The organism is Nonomuraea sp. NPDC052116, from assembly GCF_040680035.1.
GTDB classification, from domain to species: Bacteria; Actinomycetota; Actinomycetes; order Streptosporangiales; family Streptosporangiaceae; genus Nonomuraea; species Nonomuraea angiospora_A.
The window spans coordinates 1-15292 of record NZ_JBFAWA010000068.1; the positions used below are offsets into that span (position 1 = coordinate 1).

The window sequence follows — 15292 nt, forward strand, 5'->3', positions numbered from 1 at the left end:
CCGTGACAAACACCAGCTAAAGCCGTACTGTACTGATCAACCAAGTGGGCACTTCCAACGAGCGGCCCTGGGCATTTTCGCTGAGCGTCATCAAGCCGATCGGTACCAAGGTCGAGCAAGCCGCCCACGCCCTCGCCCGTACCCTGCGCGCGCTCGGCACCTCTCAGCTCACCACGCACGTCAGCACCGATGTCGCCGCCGAACTGGCCGCCATCGAACAGGCCGAACGCGGCGACCTGTCCGACCGCGCCCAGCAAGCCGTCGCCCTCAGCCGCGAAGACACCTCACCCCTGCAGATCTCCCAAGCCGACCGCCTACTGCACGACAACCCCTTCGGCAGCCAGGACCTCTTCACACAGGTAGATCCCACCGCGGCCGCCATCGCCGCCGCCCACTGGTTCCACGCCGCCGTCACCATCACCGCCCAGCACACCGGTATACACCCGATCCAGGTGGTCGCCAGCGCCGAGCAGTACGACAAACCCCTCGCCCTCGAAAGCCTCACCGACATCACCAGAGCCATGAACGCCAGCGCCCGAACCCGGCACGTGGTCATGCCCCTCATTCGCAACGCCCTCCACATCGCCGACGGCCACCTGCGCGGCATCCTCGAAGTCCAACACCGCATCACGGTCGCCCAGGAACTCATCAGCAAGGCGCACACCGACCACCCCGGAATCGATCTCAGCCCCGACAGCGTCTACCTGCCCCTCACCTCGCTCGACCCCGCCCGGCCCGCCCCCGACCTCCTCGACAACCTGCTCCACGGCATCCACACCTGCTGGCGCCTCTACCAGCACCATGCCGACCCCCAACGCCCCACCCCCGCAAACGTCGAGAATGCACGGCAACAACAACTCCGCCAAGCATTCCTCACCGCGACCCGAGAAGAAGCAGCCGCCCGAAGCGAACGACTGCTGTAGCACCCAGAGAGCATGCCGACCTCGGATATGGCGCCAGCGAAACAGCATGTCAGCGCCGAGTTCGTCGAAGTTGCTCCCATGGCACGGCCCGCTCCAGGTACGCAGCGACCTGGAGCAGCCGGGCCCCACGCCCCTTTTAATCCGTAGGTTCCGGGTTCGAGCCCCGGGCGCCCTACCACCCCCACCTGCGGCTCCTTCCCTTACGGGAAGGTTTCTTGCTGATCGTGAGACCCATGTGGGTCACACCTGGGTCACTTCGTCAGGCCGCCGCCTTCCGGAGGTTGCGGGCGGTTCTGCGCGCCTTGCCCAGGACCAGCCGCGCGATCGCCTTCGCTGAGCGGTGATACACCTCTGACAGCACCGAGGTGTAGATGTCAGAGGTCACCACGACGCTGCCGTGTCCGAGCGTGCCCTGCACGACCCGCAGGTCGGAGCCGCAGGCCAAGGCGAGGCTGGCGGTGCCGTGGCGCAGGTCGTGCAATCGGATCGGGGGCAGACCGCTCGCGTGCATTACGGAACCGGACGGTGAGATAGTCCGGCCGAAATGGAGATCCGTCCACCCACGTGAAGATCGGGCCCGTTTCCCGCCAGGCGTCACCCAATCGCCGCCGCTCGGCCTGCTCATGACGGCGCAGCAAGCGAACGGTTTCCGTATCCAGGGCGATGATCCGCTGGCTGGCGGCGCTTTTCGGCGGGCAGACGATCAGCCCGGCGTCGGTGTGCACCAGTGGCCGGTTGACGGCCAGTTCCCGCCGGTCCAGGTCCAGGTCGATCCAGCGTAGCCCGGCTGCCTCTCCGCGGCGTAGCCCGCGCAGCGCGATCAACTGCCGCAGCACGTGCAGCCGATCGTTGCTGGCGAAGGCGAGGAACCCGGCCAGTTGGTCGGCGGTCCACACCGCCACCGTCGGGTGTTCGCCCTCGCACCGCCAGGCGGCCACCCACCGGTCGGTCCACACCTGCGGATACGGCCGACAGGACGCGGGCAGCCGGATCATGCGTGCCGAGTTGGAGGCGATCAGGCCCTCACGCACTGCCGCGTTCAATGCCGCGCGCAGCATGGCCCGGATCCGGTGCAGGGTGGAGGACGCGATCGACTTGCCGAAGCGGGTGCGCCGCCCGGCAAGGGCCACGAACATGCGGCCGATGTCTCGGGTGGTCAGCTGGGCCAACTCGATCCGGCCCAGATACGGGATCAGATGTAGGCATACATGATCGGCGTAACCCTCGCGGGTGCTGGCCCGCAGGCACTTACCGCTTAACCTGGCAAAACAGGATCACACGAAGATCAACTCTTACCGCACGTCCGTGGACGCAACCCACTCCACCTGCGGGTTCCCACGATTCTGTAGTCGAGCCATCTGATAGTGAGTCACGGTGAGACACATGTGAGTCAGGGCCTCACGTGCTGGCGCGTGCGTTGTTCACCTTGCGTGTGGTCTTGCGAGCTGCTTGGAGGACAAACCGGGCGGTGGCCCGAGCGCTGTCGTGATACAGCCGCGGCAGCACCGACGTGTACGTGTCGGCGGCCCGAGCAGGCCCTGCACCACCCGCGAATCCGCTCCTGCCGCCGGCGCCGGCGTCGCCGCTCCATGTCTCAAATCATGCAGTCGCGCTGGGGGCGCGTTCGTGCCGCTGTGTCCGCACAGGCGCCGGCAGCAGCGTTGGCCGTGGCGGCTCGCCCGGCCGGCCAGGAGCACACCGCCTCATCCAGAGCGTCGGTATCGATCTGCTCGAACAGGCGCCGCACCCGTTGACTCGTCCGGCGGCAGCCAGGCCCGGCTCAGCGGGTCCCACCGGACGCCGAGAACCGCCATCACCTGGGCAGGGGCGTCAGCGATCCACTCACCGATCGCGGTGAACGAACGCGCGCCGGCCAGCGCCGCCACGGCAGCGACGGCCAGTAACGAGGCCAGGGCGTGTCGGACCCCACGCGGATCACGAGGATCGGGAACGCGTTGGAAGCACTCCAGCAGGCTGGCGCAGTCGGTGGCAGAGGCAGCCGCCGGTCCATGTTCGGCCAGTTGGCCAAGGGCAGCACTGATCGGCAACACCGCAACAGTCACTCCGCGAAACGGACACTCAGCCCGCTATCGACACCTCGCCGAGGCCCTGCCGGGCAGAGCTGTCTTGTTGTTGCTGCACCTCGCCAGTGTTTGGATGGGGATCATGGCCCTAGATGAGCTACGCGACCTCCTGAACCGCCATGCTCGCTCCGATCTCAGCACCTCGATCGAGGACGTCCTGATCTTCAAAGCCGAGCAGCCCCAACCACCGATGCCGACGACCTATGGCAGGGTGCTGGCCATCGTGGCCCAGGGCACGAAACGTTTCGCGCTGGGCGAGCAGATGTACGAGTACCGGGAGGGGCAGTTTCTCATCGCCTCGGTCGACCTGCCGGTGACCGCCCACTTCGCCAAGGCCAGCCCGGACCTGCCGGGGCTCGGAGTCGGGCTGACCCTGTGCCAGGCAACCGTCGCCGAAGTGCTGCTGCAGGCGGCGCCGGGCGATCTGCCGGAGCTCGGCGAGGGCGCGCCGCCTGGACTGGCCGTCAGCACCGCCTCCGCCGAGCTTCTCGACGCCGTCATCCGCCTGCTGCGCCTGCTCGACCGGCCCGAGGACATCACCGTCCTCGCGCCGCTCATCAAGCGGGAGATCATCTGGCGCTTGATCACCAGCGATCAGGGCGCGATCGTGCGCCAGTTCGGCCTCCCCGACAGCAGCCTCAGCCACATCGCCCTCGCCGTGCAGTGGATCCGCGATCACTACGCCCAGCCGTTCCGCGTCGAGGATGTGGCCAAGCTGGCGGGGATGAGCGTCTCGACCTTCCACCGCAACTTCCAGGCCGTCACCGGGATGAGCCCGATCCAATTCCAGAAGCAGATCCGGCTCCAGCAGGCTCGGCTCCAACTCGCTGCAGCCCCCAGCGACATCGCGACCGTCAGCCGCCGCGTGGGCTACGACAGCCCCTCGCAGTTCAGCCGCGAGTACCGTCGCCAGTTCGGCGCCCCTCCCCGTCAGGACGCCTCGCGTCTGCGTGCTTCCGCCACGGGATCAACGCGCTGACAGGGCTCACTCCTCCAGTACGCGGTCGAGGCGGATCGGCAGGGATCGTTGGCGAGTCCCGGTGGCGTGCCAAACGGCGTTTGCGATCGCGGCAGCCGTACCGACATTGCCGATCTCACCGGCACCCTTGACGCCCATGGGGATGCCGGGCTCGTAGTCGGACACGAAGTCGGCCTCGATATCGGGCACGTCGGCGTGCGCGGCAATGTGGTAGCCGGCGAAGTCCGCGTTGACGTGCCGGCCCGAGACCCGATCGCGGATGCCCTCCTCGTGCAGGGCCATGGACAGCCCTCCAATCAGGCCGCCGATGACCTGGCTGCGGGCCATGAGCGGGTTGACCACGCGGCCGATGGCGTACATCCCGAGCAACCGGCGCACGCGCACCTCGCCGGTGGCCGGATCGACGGTCACTTCGGCGAAGACGGCGCTGAAGGCATGCCGTTCCATGGACGCGAGGTCGCCGAGCAGTTGGGTGGTGTCGACCGTGACCGTCCCGCTGCCTCCCTGCTCGCGCATCTTCGTCCCGGCCTCGATGATCGCCCAGGCCCAGGAGGTGGTGCCCCGGGATCCGCCCGCGCTCCAGGCCGGGCCGAGGGCGCTGTCGGAGATCTGGAGGCGGATCCGCTCGGTGTCGACCATCAGGGCGTCGGCGGCGACCGCGGTCAGCGCGGTGCGGGCGCCGGTGCCGAGGTCGGTGGCGCCGATGGCCACCGTGAAGGTCCCGTCCGGCTCGGCGGTGATCGACGCCGACGACGGGAACGCCCCGACGCTGAACGACGTGGCGGCCAGCCCGGTGCCCACCAGCAGCGGTCCTTCCCGGCGCAGCCGCGGCCGATGATCACGGGTGTCCCAGCCGAACCGGCGCGCGCCTTCCCGCAGGCACGCGACCAGATTGCGACTGCTGAACGGCAGGCCGGAAACAGGCCCGACCGACGGCTCGTTGCGCAGCCGCAGTTCGAGCGGATCCATGCCCAGCCGCTCGGCCAGCTCGTCCATAGCACATTCGAGGGCGAACGATCCGGGCGCGGCGCCGGGTCCCCGCATCGAGTACGGCGGCAGGATGTCCAGCGGGACCGCGGTGAGTCCGGTCCGGATGGCGGGGGCGGCGTAGAGGGTCTTGGTCAGCTCGGTGCAGCCCTCGATGTACTCCGCCAGCGGCGAGATCTCGAAGGCCGGCTCGTGCCAGATCGCCCGCAGCTTGCCGTCGGCATCGGCGCCGATCCGGATCAGCTGGTCGGTCGCCGGCCGCATCGCGGTCGAGAGGAACACCTGGGAGCGGGCCAGGGTGACCCGCACCGGCCTTTGGAATCGAAGAGCACCCATCGTTGCCAGGATCAGCTGCGGGCCGCACAGACCCTTTGATCCGAAACCGCCGCCAACATGCTCGGTACGGATGTGCACCCGATCAAGCGGCAGGGAGAACAGCGTGGCCAGGGCGGCGGCGATGGTGAACGGCCCCTGGTTGGAGTCGATGGCCTCCAACCGGTCGCCCTCCCACCAGGCGGTCGCCGAATGCGGCTCCATGGCGCTGTGATGCTCCTCAGGCGTTCGATACCGCTCCTCAACGATCACCGCCGACGCGGCCAGCTCGGCCTCCACGTCACCGACATCCACGGGCCCGTCGAAGAGGGTGATCGCCGGACGGCCCGCCGGATGATCGGCGCTGAACTCGGTGTCGTGCGGCTCCTCGTCGTAGGTGACCAGCAGCGCCTCCGCTGCCGCCTGGGCCTGCTCCAGTGTCTCGGCCACCACCAGCGCGACCGGCCTGCCGGCGAAGGGGATCACCTCGTCCTGCAACAGCTGGAGCTGGCCGTCCGGGCCGAAGAAGCCGCCCGCCTTCGGGTTGAGGCGGGGCGCGTTGCGGTGGTCGATCACGCCGAGCACGCCGGGCATGTCCTGGACGGCCGAAATGTCGATGTCGCGGATGCGTCCCCGGGACACGGTGGACAGGACGACCGCACCGAAGGCCAGGCCCTCGATCGGCACGTCGGCCGCGTACCGTGCGGCTCCGGTGACCTTGGCTGATCCCTCGATTCGCGGCCGGGCGACTCCGACGGCGTTCACGCACACACCTCGCTCAGGACGGAGACGATGAGATTGCGGGCCAGCGTCACCTTGTAGCCGTTGCCGGGCAGCGGTTCGGCGGCGGACAGTTCGGCATCGGCGGCGGCCCGGAAATCGCCAGGATTGTCCAGCAGAACGGCCTCAGCGGTCCGGGCTCGCCAAGGCTGCGAGGCGACCCCGCCGAGGGCGATCCGCGCCGAGCCCCCGTCATCGATGCCCACCGCGATGGAGACGGTGGCGAAGGCATACGACGCACGCTCGCGGACCTTCCGATAACGCGACCGCGGAAACGACCCACTGAGACTGATCGCGGTAATCAACGCTCCCGGCGGCAGCGCCGACTCCTCGTGCGGTGTGTCCCCGACGGGCAGGTAGAACTCCGCCAGCGGGATCTCCCCGGGACCGTCGAGCGTCTCGTAGTGCACGACCGCGTCGAACGCCAGCAGCGCCACCGCCATGTCCGAGGGATGGGTGGCCACGCAGCTTGAGGTCCAGCCGAGGATCGCGTGGTTGTGGTGCTCCCCGGCGATCGCCGGACACCCGGTGCCCGGCACCCGCTTGTTGCACACCTGCGTGGCGAAATACCCGCACCGGGTCCGCTGCAGCAGGTTGCCACCCACCGTGGCCATATTGCGTAGCTGGCCCGACGCACCCGCCAGCACCGCCTGGCTCAGCGCCGGATACCGTCGCCGCACGTCGGGATGGGCGGCAAGGTCGCTGTTGGTCGTCGTGGCACCGATGACCAGCCGGCCGTCCGCTGTCTCGCGGATGCCGTCAAGCGGCAGGAAGCGCACGTCCACCAGGTGGGTGGGCGCCTCGACCCCGTCTTTCATAAGATCGACGAGGTTCGTGCCGCCGCCCAGGTAGCGGGCGCCGCCGTCGGCTGCGATCAGCGCGTCATGGATGTCCACCACACGCTGATAGGCGAACTCCTTCATTCCGCCACCACCTCGAGTACGGCACGCACGATCGACGGGTACGCGCCGCAGCGGCACAGGTTGCCGCTCATCCGCTCGCGCACCTCCGCCGCGTCCAGCGCCGGCGCCGGGCAGTCCGGTGACACATCAGCGGTGACCGCGCTGGGCCAGCCTGCCGCATGCTCGGCCAGCATGCCGACGGCCGAGCAGAGCTGCCCGGAGGTGCAATAGCCGCACTGGAAGCCGTCGAGCCGGATGAACGCCTCCTGCATCGGCAGCGGCTCGCCATCCACGGCAAGGCCCTCCACGGTCGTGACGGCGGCGCCCTCGGCCGCGACCGCCAGCGTCAAGCACGACACCACGCGCCTGCCATCGATCAGCACGGTGCAGGCGCCACACTGCCCGTGGTCGCAGCCCTTCTTCGGTCCGGTGCAGCCGATGTCTTCGCGCAACGCGTCCAGCAGCGTCGTGCGATTGTCGACGGTCAACGGATGCGTCACGTCGTTGACCCGCAGCGATATCTCGCTGCGATGCTCGTTCATCATCGTTCTTCCTTTCTCGACAGGCATGGATTCACGCAACCAGGCAGGCCAGGGGCAGAACGAGCCCCAAAACTCGCGCGTCCTTGCCCATTCCTGCCTGCCGTACCGTCACCGGAACCCCGCGTATCGCCGGGTCTCGACGACGATCAGGGCAGTCAGGACAGCCACCACGCCGGCCGGCCCGGCAAGCGGCGGGAGCAGCGCGGCGACCGGCGCGACCGCCAGGAGGGCGCAGGCCGCCATCAACTGAGGGGGGCCGAAGGTGTGGTGCATCCGGAACCTGAACAGCAGATGCCCGACGAGGTAGAGCGCGACGCCGCCGTAGAACGCGAGCGCCGAGAACACTCCCAGCGGCTCGCCGTCGTCAACGTGCGCGACCACGCCCTCGATGCCCAGCGCGGTGAGCACGATGCCGGCGATGATCGGGAAGTGCCCGTAGGTGTAGGCCTCGACCGCCAGTCTGACCCGCCTTTCGCCACGCAGGCTGCCGAGCCGGTGCGCGGCAGCGCGCGACACCACGTCGAAGTACAGCCACCACAGGCACACCGCGACGGCGATGCCCAGGATGGCCGCGAGTAGCAGGGCCACGCTGATCGGCTGGCCTGCGGCGCCGACCCCGATGGCGACGACCGACTCGCCGATGGCCACGATCATGAACAGGCCATGCCGCTCCGTCAGGTGCGCCGGGCTGTGCAGCCGCCAGTGGCCGTGCCTGGTGGTGAAGTAGATACCGACCCAGTCCACCACCAGAGCGACGCCGAACAGCAGGACCCGTGCCCAGCTCCCGAGCAGGGCCCCGGACACGAGCAAGGCCGCGCTCGCCAGCAAGGGCAGCCAGGTGATGGCGATCTGACGCCGCAGGCCGGGATCACCGTCCGCGGCCACGGCATAGACCGTGAGGTGCACCCAGCGCACCAGCAGGTAGGCCACCACCAGCACGAGGGGACCGCTCAAGCCGCCAGGTCCCTCGGCCCAGGCTTCCGGGATGGTCAGGGCGACCACGAACATCGCCGCCATCGCGACGACCATCCCGGCCCGCAGCAGGCCCTCGTCGGCCCGTGAATGGTTGCCCAGCCAGGTGTAACCCGACCAGGTTCCCCACAGCAAGGCCAGCGTCAAGAGCCCCTGGAGCACGCCGCCGGCGCTGTGCTCGCGCTCCATGTGCCCGGTGATCTGCGTGACCGCGAAGACGTAGACGAGGTCGAAGAACAGCTCGAAGGGCGTCGCCCGGTGGTCCTCGCCGGTCGAGCGTACGGCCGGCCGGGGCTTGCCACGTCGCACCTTCATGATCAACCTCTGGGTCTCCGGCAGATGTAGGCGAACGCGGGCGGCAGGTTGGCCCACACCGTTCGGCTGACCATCAGATCAGTACCTGCGCGGCGATCGAGGGGCCGCCGCGGTCACGAGCCAGCAGGGTGAGCCCGGCGGCGAGGCCACCACCGGCGCTGGCCCCTGCGCGTCGAAGGCGATGGCCCGCCGCGAACCTCGGGTACGCCGTCCGATCGATCGACGCCACCCGACCCTCCGGAAACTGTCACCAACCGGGCGTGAACGCTCCAGGTCCTGGAGTCGGCGATCAAGGTCGCGGCCCGTTTCTGCCGTATTCCGGTGGCACCCGCACAGCGCTCCAGATCGGGCGCCACACCGTGGCCCTGCTCGACCGCGTACCGGGTCGCCGCCGTAAAGGACCTTTTCCAGCTGTGTCCGCCCAGCCAGCTGCCAGACGGCCTCACGCGCGGCACCCTGCGGGATGACGTGATCGAGGCGATCCAGGCGCCAGCGCATCGTCACCCATCCGTTAGTCGCGATCGTCACCGCTCTCATCGCCGCCGGCGGCGCCGTACTGCTCTACCTCCAGCCGCTGAGCGCGTTCGTCATCGCCGCACCCGCCGCGCGCCTGGTCGTCGCCCTGCACGATCGTCCTGCCGCGCAGCCGGCCAGCGCTACCAGCAGGGCCTACCAAGGAGACCGCCCATGACCACGATCTCGATCCGGGACGCCGGCTTCCTCATCGACGGTCAGATCGCCAACCACGGCCGCAAGCTCGATGACATCCCCTCGACGGCCTCCTGCCGAACAGCCGGATGATCAACGGAGCCTTCGACGACGCGAACCCCGCCACCGTGCACATGTGGGCCTACCCGGACACCGGAGCGTGGGACGCGGGGCGTAACAACCGCGAGTTCGTCGCGGCGATGCCCCAGTGGAAAGCAGACGGGCTCAACGCGTTCACCATCGGAATCCAGGGCGGCAGCCCCCAGGGCTACAGCACGGAACAGCCGTGGGACAACGCCGGATTCACCGCCGACGGTCACTTCAAAGACGACTACCGGCGCCGCGTCGGCAACATCCTCGACGAGGCCGACCGGCTCGGCCTCGTGGTCATCCTCGACCTCTTCTATCACGGCCAGGATCATCGGCTGCGTGACGAGGACGCGATCAGGACCGCGATCACCGAGGTGTGCCAGTGGGTGCTCCAGTCGGGCCGGCAGCACGTCCTGATCGAGATCGCGAACGAGGTGAATCACCACACGCACTACACACACGGCCTGATCAAGGCCCCGCGCGTACACGAGCTGATCGCGCACGCGAAGTCGGTGACCCATCAGGGCCGACGGCTGCTGGTGAGCACCAGCTTTCTCGTCCTGCCGCCCATCATCACCCCCGAAGTCCTCACCGAGTCGGACTTCGTCCTTCTGCACGGGAACGGAACCCCGAACCCGGACCGGCTGCGAGAGATGGTCGAAGAAGTGAAGACGAAGCGCGCGTTCTTCGAGACGCTACGACGGGTGAGATGAAGCCTCGGTCCTCGCGAGGGCGTCGCTGACGTAGCGTTGCGAGAAGTCGCTCATGTGGCTGGTGAGCGTCTCTCGCACCGCGTCGACGTCGCCGGACCGGATGGCGTCGATGATCGGCAGATGCTCCTCGTAGCGCATCCGCCCCATGGCGCGATCCGGGCCGGTGGCGGTGATCATCATCCGGATCTGACCGATCAGCTGGCGCCATGCGGCGCTCAGCGTGGAGTTGCCTGTCAGCTCGCACAAGGAGGCATGGAAGCCGAGATCGGCCTCGATCCGCTCGCCGAAGCCGAGGTCCTGCCGCTCATGGATCAAGGTTGCCCAGGATCGACCCGACCTCACCGGTCGAGCGGCCTTCAGACGGCTGACCAGCCAGTTCGCTTGCGCCTCCGCTGACGCCCGGCCAGGGTTTCACCCGTCGGTGACGACGAACATCGTGATGAGGGCCGCACATACCATCACCGTCCACCCGCCGAACAGCAGGCGTAGCGCCCGAGGCGCCTGCCCCAGCTCCATGAAGTACCGCCCGACGAGGTACACCTTGGCGAACGCGACAGCGAGCACGACCACGGTGGCGAAGCGCCGGGCCCCGTGACCGTCCCCGAGATACCAGGAGACCGCGGTCGCACCCATCAGGACGAGCCAGGCGACAACCGCTCGATTCTTGCCGCTCGAAGCCTCGCAGGACATGGGCGACCCATCACCTCATCAGGTAGAGCAGGGCGAACAGGACGATCCAGAGCAGGTCGATGAGGTGCCAGTAGCACGCTCCGGCCTCGAGGTTGCGCAGGTCCCGACTTCCCAGAGCGGGCTTGCGAGCGATCAGGTACATGATCACCAAGGCGACCATTCCGAGCAGCAGATGCAGCAGGTGGATGCCGGTGAACACGAAGTAGTACATGAAGAAGCCGTTCGTCGACGGCGTATGACCGGCTTCGATCTCGTTCGAGTACTCCAGATACTTGTTGACGACGAAGCCGAAACCGCAGAGCAACGTCACGAGGATCATCCGCGAGCCGGGACCGGAGGCTCCATGGCGCAGCGAGTTCAGACCCAGCGCGACGAACAACGAGCCGGTCAGCAGCAGGAGGGTGTTGCCTGCGCCGAACGTCAGGTTCATGTGCTCGCGGGCCTGTTCGAAGAGGCCGGCACTTCGCGACCGCTCATAGACGAACACACCGAAGAACAGGGCGAAGATCAGCAGATCGCCGAAGATGAAGACCCAGATGCCGATCTCGCCCGGTACGTGGCCGGGCTCCCGAAGGCGCCGCTCGGGCGCCTTCGGAGGCGTGGAGGCGAACGGATCCGCCGGCCAGGCATTCATGGTCATGAACTGACGGCCGGCTCTTGCTCGTGGACGAAGCCCCGCTTGACGTTCTGCATCGACAGGTAACTGAAGTACAGCACCCAGATGCCGAAGACGACGAACGGCACCCACAGGCACACGACGCCGACCCAGCTGAACGGCCCCTCCTTGAAGAACCAGACCGTGCCACCGGGAATGAAGCACACGCCGGCCCAGATGCTGAAGTAGCCCGTCCAACGGGGGAACACCGGAGCGTCGCTCTTGTCCAGCAGGATGTTGAGCCCGAGCGCGATGGCCCAGATGGTGAAGGGCATCCAGGTGCCGAGCAGGATGATGTACGCCGCGTCGTTGAAGGCCTGCGTGATCTCCGGTGACACTTCGCCCGCGCGGAAGGCGGCGGTCGCCCACAGGCCGCAGTTCACGACGATCTGCGCGGTGCCCGCGGCCATGCACGTCAGCTGGACGTAGGTCAGTGCCGGGAAGAGCCCTTCCTTACGGCGCGTCTGGACGGCCATGCAGACCCCCCAGACGCCCATCAGCGCGTACGCCAGACACGAGAAGACGAGCCCGACGCGGATAGCGGTGGCGTGCTCCTGGTAATACTGCGCGACCTGCTGAGCGGAGTCGCTCGGGTGGATCGCGGGCGGGAAGTATCTGGCGAGCCAGACGCTCCCGATCAGGAACAGAACCACCATGGCCGGCCCACACCACGCGATGAGAAGCTGCGAGTTGCGGCTCATACTGCGACGGTCGGCCTCCGTCGAGCCGGACAGTCCCGTTGCGGTCGAGGCTACATTGGCGGTGCTCACGATGTTCTCCTTCCTCTCGATCGGCTGTTGCGCGGGCTGTTACTGGGCGGTCAGCGCTCCGTCGATGACGTGCTCCTGACCGGTGATGTACGACGAGTCGTCGGAGGCGAGGAACAGCACCAGGCTGGAGACCTCGTCCGGATCGGCCATGCGGCGCAGCGGTACCTGCTCGGCGATGCCGCCGCCGGACTCGTCGGTGGCGGCGACCATCATGGGCGTGTTGATGTAGCCGGGATGTACGGAGTTGACCCGGATGTTGTCGGGGCCGTACTCGACGGCGACGTGCTTGGTCATGCCGCGGGAGGCGAACTTGCTGCCCACGTACGCCAGGTTCGGTGTGCCGACGATGGAGACCAGGCCGGCGATCGACGAGATGTTGACGATCGAGCCACCGCCGGCCCTTCGCATCGACGGGATGACGGTCTTCATGCCGTAGAACTGGGAGTGCTGGTTGACCGCGCACACCGTGAGGTACTCGGCCTCGTCCAGTTCGGCGGTCCCGGCGATGGGGCCGAGGATCCCGGCGTTGTTCACGAGGATCGTCACCGTGCCGAACGCGCTTTCGGCCTGCCGGAGCACCTGCTGCCACTCGGCCAGGGACGTCACGTCGTGCCGGACGAACAGCGCGTCGTCGCCCAGTTCCTTGGCGATCAGCTGCCCGCGCTCCTCGTTGATGTCGGTCAGCACGACCTTCGCGCCTTCGGCGACGAACCGCCGCGCGTGCGCCTCGCCCATACCCTGCGCGGCGCCGGTGACGATGGCCACCCTGCCGTCGAGCTTGCCCATGATGGTGTCCTTCCTTGCTGGGTCAGCGGGCCGCCTCCTCGGCGGGCGGCCCCTTCCTGTCGGTGGCGGCGTGCGCCGCGTGGAGTGGGATGCGGTCGGACGATCACGCGTGCAGGGTGATGGCCCGTTCAGGACATCCATGGGCCCCGGCCCTGGCTGCCGCAGCCCGGCCCGCGGGGACCTCGGCGGGCTCGTCGAGGTGGGCGTTGAACCCGTCGTCGTCGGACTCGTAGACCTCCGGCGCGATCATGTAGCAGCGACCGTGCCCGGAGCAGAGCGACCCGTCAACGGTGTACTTCATCAGGACGCGCTGTCGCGGCGGCCGGGCCGGAACATCAGGGGGAGGTTGTTCATCGCGCGGGTGAGGCCGGTGGTGTAGGTGATCTCGGCGCCCGGCTCCAGCGAGAAGTCCGGCATGCGGCGCAGGAGCTCCCGCATGACGACCTTGCCCTCGAGCCGGGCGAGGTGGGAGCCGATGCACCGGTGGGGGCCGAACCCGAAGGCGGCGTTCACCGGGAGGTCACGGTCGATGTCGACCTCCTTCGGGTTGTCGTAGACGCGGGGATCCCGGCAGGCGGCGGCGTAGTTCAGCATCACCCAGTCGCCCTTCCTGAAGGTGTGCCCGCCGACCTCGACGTCCTGGCGGACGATCCGGCCGAGCGCCACGACAGGCGCGTAGACGCGGACGAACTCCTCGATCGCCTTGTCGTGCAGGGCGGGGTCCGCGGCGAGCCGGGCGCGGTCCTCCGGGTGCGTCGCGAGGTGGTAGGCCATGCCGGCGAGCAGGTAGGTCGTCGTCCCCAGGCCGCCGGCCAGGAGGTCGGTCACGACACTGACCTTGTGCTCCCACGGGCACGGCTCGCCGCTGTCGAGCTCCACCCCCTTCAGCACCGCGTCGACGAAGTCGCCCCGCGGCTCCTCCTTCAGGCGCCGCTCCAGGTAGGCGTTGATGTAGCCCAGCGCCGTGCCCCAGCCCTGCGCGCGTCCCTCCAGCGGACCGAACAACGCGTCGTCGATCGCCTTGATGAGGGGCGGCAGGTCCTCGATCGGCACTCCCATGTAGCTGGAGAAGAAGACGCGGCCGGGCAGGGTGGCGGCGAAGTCCGCGACGAAGTCGCACTGTCCGCGCTCGATGAACTGATCGATCAGGTCGTTGGCGTGCTCCCGGACGGAGCCCTCGTAGGACCGCACGGCGCGGGGGCTGAAGTAGCCGTTGAGGGCGCTGCGCCACCGGTTGTGGTACGGCGGGTCGGACTCCTCGGGGTACATGAACGCCATGCCCTCGGGGCGGTTCGGCTGGAAGCCCTCGGCGCTGCTGAACGTCTCCCAGCTCTGGCCGACCGTGCGGACGTCCTCCTGCCTGTTGACGACGTAGTAGCCGTCCCCGACGTTGCTTCTCGCGACAGGGCAGTGCTGCACCAGGTCGTCGATGACCTCGACGAAGTCCTCGTTGAACTCCTGGGAGTCGAGATCGAAGTCGTGGAAGTGGTCTCGGGTGGAGTGTGGTTGAGTCGCGGTCACGAGGAGGCCTCCGTGGGTTCTCGACATGGAGATGCCGGTGCTCGACGCCCCGGTCGGCCCCGCCGGTGGGGGTGTGGCGGGCGTCACACGCTCAAAACAAATGTTTGTCTACGGCCATGTTCGTGTCAATAGCGGCCGAGCGATTTGGGCCCGTGAAGGACCGGGCAGAGCCCAAGATAGGCACGGCGACATGCCCTTTTGTAGAAAATCGCGAAGCAGCCGACGACTCTCGGCACGGACCCCTGGCCGCCGAAAAACAATCAGTCGTTTGTTTTGCGGCGGTCAGGGGTCCACAAGATGGTCGTGGACATCGCGACCTCGACGGCCTCGACCCCGGGCAGCTCGCTCAGGACGTCGACGATGTAGCGGCGCAGGCCGGTGAAGTGCACGCACGACGGATCCGTCAGCACGAGCTCGACCCGGACGCGGCCGTCCACGCACTCGACCTTGTCCACCAGTCCCATCTGGGAGATGTCCAGCGGCACGCGCATCAGAACCGCGCAGGGTTCTGGGATCTTGCTCAACCGGGCGCGGATCGCCTCCTCCGACGGCATCGCCACGGC

At 68.1% G+C, this 15292-nt stretch carries 19 protein-coding genes; 3 read left to right on the top strand and 16 right to left on the bottom strand.

The features are described from left to right. Positions 1 to 44 precede the first annotated feature (44 nt). Positions 45 to 923 carry a hypothetical protein gene (locus tag AB0L65_RS60645; RefSeq protein WP_364266415.1) on the top strand — a complete coding sequence of 293 codons (879 nt, stop codon included), beginning with the start codon at positions 45 to 47 and terminating at the stop codon, positions 921 to 923. Positions 924 to 1182: 259 nt separating this feature from the next. Here AB0L65_RS60645 and AB0L65_RS60650 read toward each other — a convergent pair whose 3' ends face one another. From AB0L65_RS60650 to AB0L65_RS60660, 3 genes are all read right to left on the bottom strand, one after another. Continuing rightward, positions 1183 to 1404 (bottom strand): hypothetical protein, encoded by a 222-nt coding sequence (locus AB0L65_RS60650; RefSeq protein ID WP_364266418.1) that lies wholly within the window; start codon positions 1402 to 1404, stop codon positions 1183 to 1185. Continuing rightward, complete coding sequence (locus AB0L65_RS60655) at positions 1298 to 2092, bottom strand: site-specific integrase (protein WP_364266421.1); 795 nt, start codon at positions 2090 to 2092, stop codon at positions 1298 to 1300. The genes AB0L65_RS60650 and AB0L65_RS60655 overlap by 107 nt, the downstream gene beginning before the upstream one ends. Positions 2093 to 2626: 534 nt before the next feature. Then, positions 2627 to 2986 carry a transposase family protein gene (locus AB0L65_RS60660; protein WP_364266424.1) on the bottom strand — a complete coding sequence of 120 codons (360 nt, stop codon included), beginning with the start codon at positions 2984 to 2986 and terminating at the stop codon, positions 2627 to 2629. 64 nt (positions 2987 to 3050) lie between these two features. Here AB0L65_RS60660 and AB0L65_RS60665 point away from each other — a divergent pair, with 64 nt between their 5' ends. Further along, positions 3051 to 3986, top strand: a complete 936-nt coding sequence (locus AB0L65_RS60665; RefSeq protein WP_364266427.1) for an AraC family transcriptional regulator — start codon at positions 3051 to 3053, stop codon at positions 3984 to 3986. A gap of 6 nt (positions 3987 to 3992) precedes the next feature. On the opposite strand, the gene AB0L65_RS60670 is transcribed toward AB0L65_RS60665, so the two are convergent. The 5 genes from AB0L65_RS60670 to AB0L65_RS60690 all read right to left on the bottom strand — a co-directional run bounded on the left by AB0L65_RS60670 (position 3993) and on the right by AB0L65_RS60690 (position 9025). Beyond that, positions 3993 to 6050, bottom strand: a complete 2058-nt coding sequence (locus tag AB0L65_RS60670) for a xanthine dehydrogenase family protein molybdopterin-binding subunit (RefSeq protein ID WP_364266430.1) — start codon at positions 6048 to 6050, stop codon at positions 3993 to 3995. Continuing rightward, the gene (locus tag AB0L65_RS60675; protein ID WP_364266433.1) at positions 6047 to 6988 is read right to left on the bottom strand and encodes a xanthine dehydrogenase family protein subunit M; all 942 of its coding nucleotides are present in this window, start codon (positions 6986 to 6988) and stop codon (positions 6047 to 6049) included. The genes AB0L65_RS60670 and AB0L65_RS60675 overlap by 4 nt, the downstream gene beginning before the upstream one ends. Next, positions 6985 to 7509, bottom strand: coding sequence for a 2Fe-2S iron-sulfur cluster-binding protein (locus AB0L65_RS60680; protein ID WP_364266523.1), 525 nt, complete (start codon positions 7507 to 7509; stop codon positions 6985 to 6987). The genes AB0L65_RS60675 and AB0L65_RS60680 overlap by 4 nt, the downstream gene beginning before the upstream one ends. Before the next feature lie 108 nt (positions 7510 to 7617). After that, a complete protein-coding gene (locus AB0L65_RS60685) occupies positions 7618 to 8796 on the bottom strand; it encodes a low temperature requirement protein A (protein ID WP_364266436.1) in 1179 nt (392 codons plus the stop codon). A gap of 73 nt (positions 8797 to 8869) precedes the next feature. Then, positions 8870 to 9025, bottom strand: coding sequence for an alpha/beta hydrolase fold domain-containing protein (locus AB0L65_RS60690; RefSeq protein ID WP_364266439.1), 156 nt, complete (start codon positions 9023 to 9025; stop codon positions 8870 to 8872). Positions 9026 to 9593: 568 nt separating this feature from the next. Between AB0L65_RS60690 and AB0L65_RS60695 the strand changes: the two genes are divergently transcribed. Further along, positions 9594 to 10307: a hypothetical protein gene (locus AB0L65_RS60695; protein ID WP_364266442.1), complete on the top strand. Its 714-nt coding sequence runs from the start codon at positions 9594 to 9596 to the stop codon at positions 10305 to 10307. Here AB0L65_RS60695 and AB0L65_RS60700 read toward each other — a convergent pair. The 8 genes from AB0L65_RS60700 to AB0L65_RS60735 form a co-directional block, all read right to left on the bottom strand. Then, positions 10290 to 10622, bottom strand: a complete 333-nt coding sequence (locus AB0L65_RS60700) for an FCD domain-containing protein (protein ID WP_364266445.1) — start codon at positions 10620 to 10622, stop codon at positions 10290 to 10292. The genes AB0L65_RS60695 and AB0L65_RS60700 overlap by 18 nt on opposite strands. A gap of 96 nt (positions 10623 to 10718) precedes the next feature. Beyond that, on the bottom strand, positions 10719 to 10997 hold the full coding sequence (locus tag AB0L65_RS60705; protein WP_364266448.1) for a cytochrome C oxidase subunit IV family protein: 279 nt from the start codon (positions 10995 to 10997) through the stop codon (positions 10719 to 10721). A 10-nt stretch (positions 10998 to 11007) separates the two neighbouring features. Then, on the bottom strand, positions 11008 to 11637 hold the full coding sequence (locus AB0L65_RS60710) for a cytochrome c oxidase subunit 3 (protein ID WP_364266451.1): 630 nt from the start codon (positions 11635 to 11637) through the stop codon (positions 11008 to 11010). Then, the gene (locus AB0L65_RS60715; protein WP_364266454.1) at positions 11634 to 12308 is read right to left on the bottom strand and encodes a hypothetical protein; all 675 of its coding nucleotides are present in this window, start codon (positions 12306 to 12308) and stop codon (positions 11634 to 11636) included. The genes AB0L65_RS60710 and AB0L65_RS60715 overlap by 4 nt, the downstream gene beginning before the upstream one ends. Before the next feature lie 153 nt (positions 12309 to 12461). Beyond that, on the bottom strand, positions 12462 to 13208 hold the full coding sequence (locus AB0L65_RS60720) for a glucose 1-dehydrogenase (RefSeq protein ID WP_364266457.1): 747 nt from the start codon (positions 13206 to 13208) through the stop codon (positions 12462 to 12464). Between the two features lie 103 nt (positions 13209 to 13311). Next, positions 13312 to 13509, bottom strand: coding sequence for a ferredoxin (locus tag AB0L65_RS60725; RefSeq protein ID WP_364266460.1), 198 nt, complete (start codon positions 13507 to 13509; stop codon positions 13312 to 13314). Continuing rightward, positions 13509 to 14729, bottom strand: coding sequence for a cytochrome P450 (locus AB0L65_RS60730; RefSeq protein ID WP_364266463.1), 1221 nt, complete (start codon positions 14727 to 14729; stop codon positions 13509 to 13511). Before AB0L65_RS60730 ends, AB0L65_RS60725 begins: the two co-directional genes overlap by 1 nt. Before the next feature lie 260 nt (positions 14730 to 14989). Further along, positions 14990 to 15283 carry an iron-sulfur cluster assembly protein gene (locus AB0L65_RS60735; protein WP_364266526.1) on the bottom strand — a complete coding sequence of 98 codons (294 nt, stop codon included), beginning with the start codon at positions 15281 to 15283 and terminating at the stop codon, positions 14990 to 14992. Between the last annotated feature and the right edge of the window lie 9 nt (positions 15284 to 15292).

Bases quoted from the DNA above. Each gene is read 5' to 3' on its own strand.
- AB0L65_RS60675 (WP_364266433.1), bottom strand. From the start codon at position 6,988: ATGAAGGAGTTCGCCTATCAGCGTGTGGTGGACATCCATGACGCGCTG.
- AB0L65_RS60680 (WP_364266523.1), bottom strand. From the start codon at position 7,509: ATGAACGAGCATCGCAGCGAGATATCGCTGCGGGTCAACGACGTGACG.
- AB0L65_RS60685 (WP_364266436.1), bottom strand. From the start codon at position 8,796: ATGAAGGTGCGACGTGGCAAGCCCCGGCCGGCCGTACGCTCGACCGGC.
- AB0L65_RS60695 (WP_364266442.1), top strand. From the start codon at position 9,594: ATGATCAACGGAGCCTTCGACGACGCGAACCCCGCCACCGTGCACATG.
- AB0L65_RS60705 (WP_364266448.1), bottom strand. From the start codon at position 10,997: ATGTCCTGCGAGGCTTCGAGCGGCAAGAATCGAGCGGTTGTCGCCTGG.
- AB0L65_RS60710 (WP_364266451.1), bottom strand. From the start codon at position 11,637: ATGACCATGAATGCCTGGCCGGCGGATCCGTTCGCCTCCACGCCTCCG.
- AB0L65_RS60715 (WP_364266454.1), bottom strand. From the start codon at position 12,308: ATGGTGGTTCTGTTCCTGATCGGGAGCGTCTGGCTCGCCAGATACTTC.
- AB0L65_RS60720 (WP_364266457.1), bottom strand. From the start codon at position 13,208: ATGGGCAAGCTCGACGGCAGGGTGGCCATCGTCACCGGCGCCGCGCAG.
- AB0L65_RS60725 (WP_364266460.1), bottom strand. From the start codon at position 13,509: ATGAAGTACACCGTTGACGGGTCGCTCTGCTCCGGGCACGGTCGCTGC.
- AB0L65_RS60735 (WP_364266526.1), bottom strand. From the start codon at position 15,283: ATGCCGTCGGAGGAGGCGATCCGCGCCCGGTTGAGCAAGATCCCAGAA.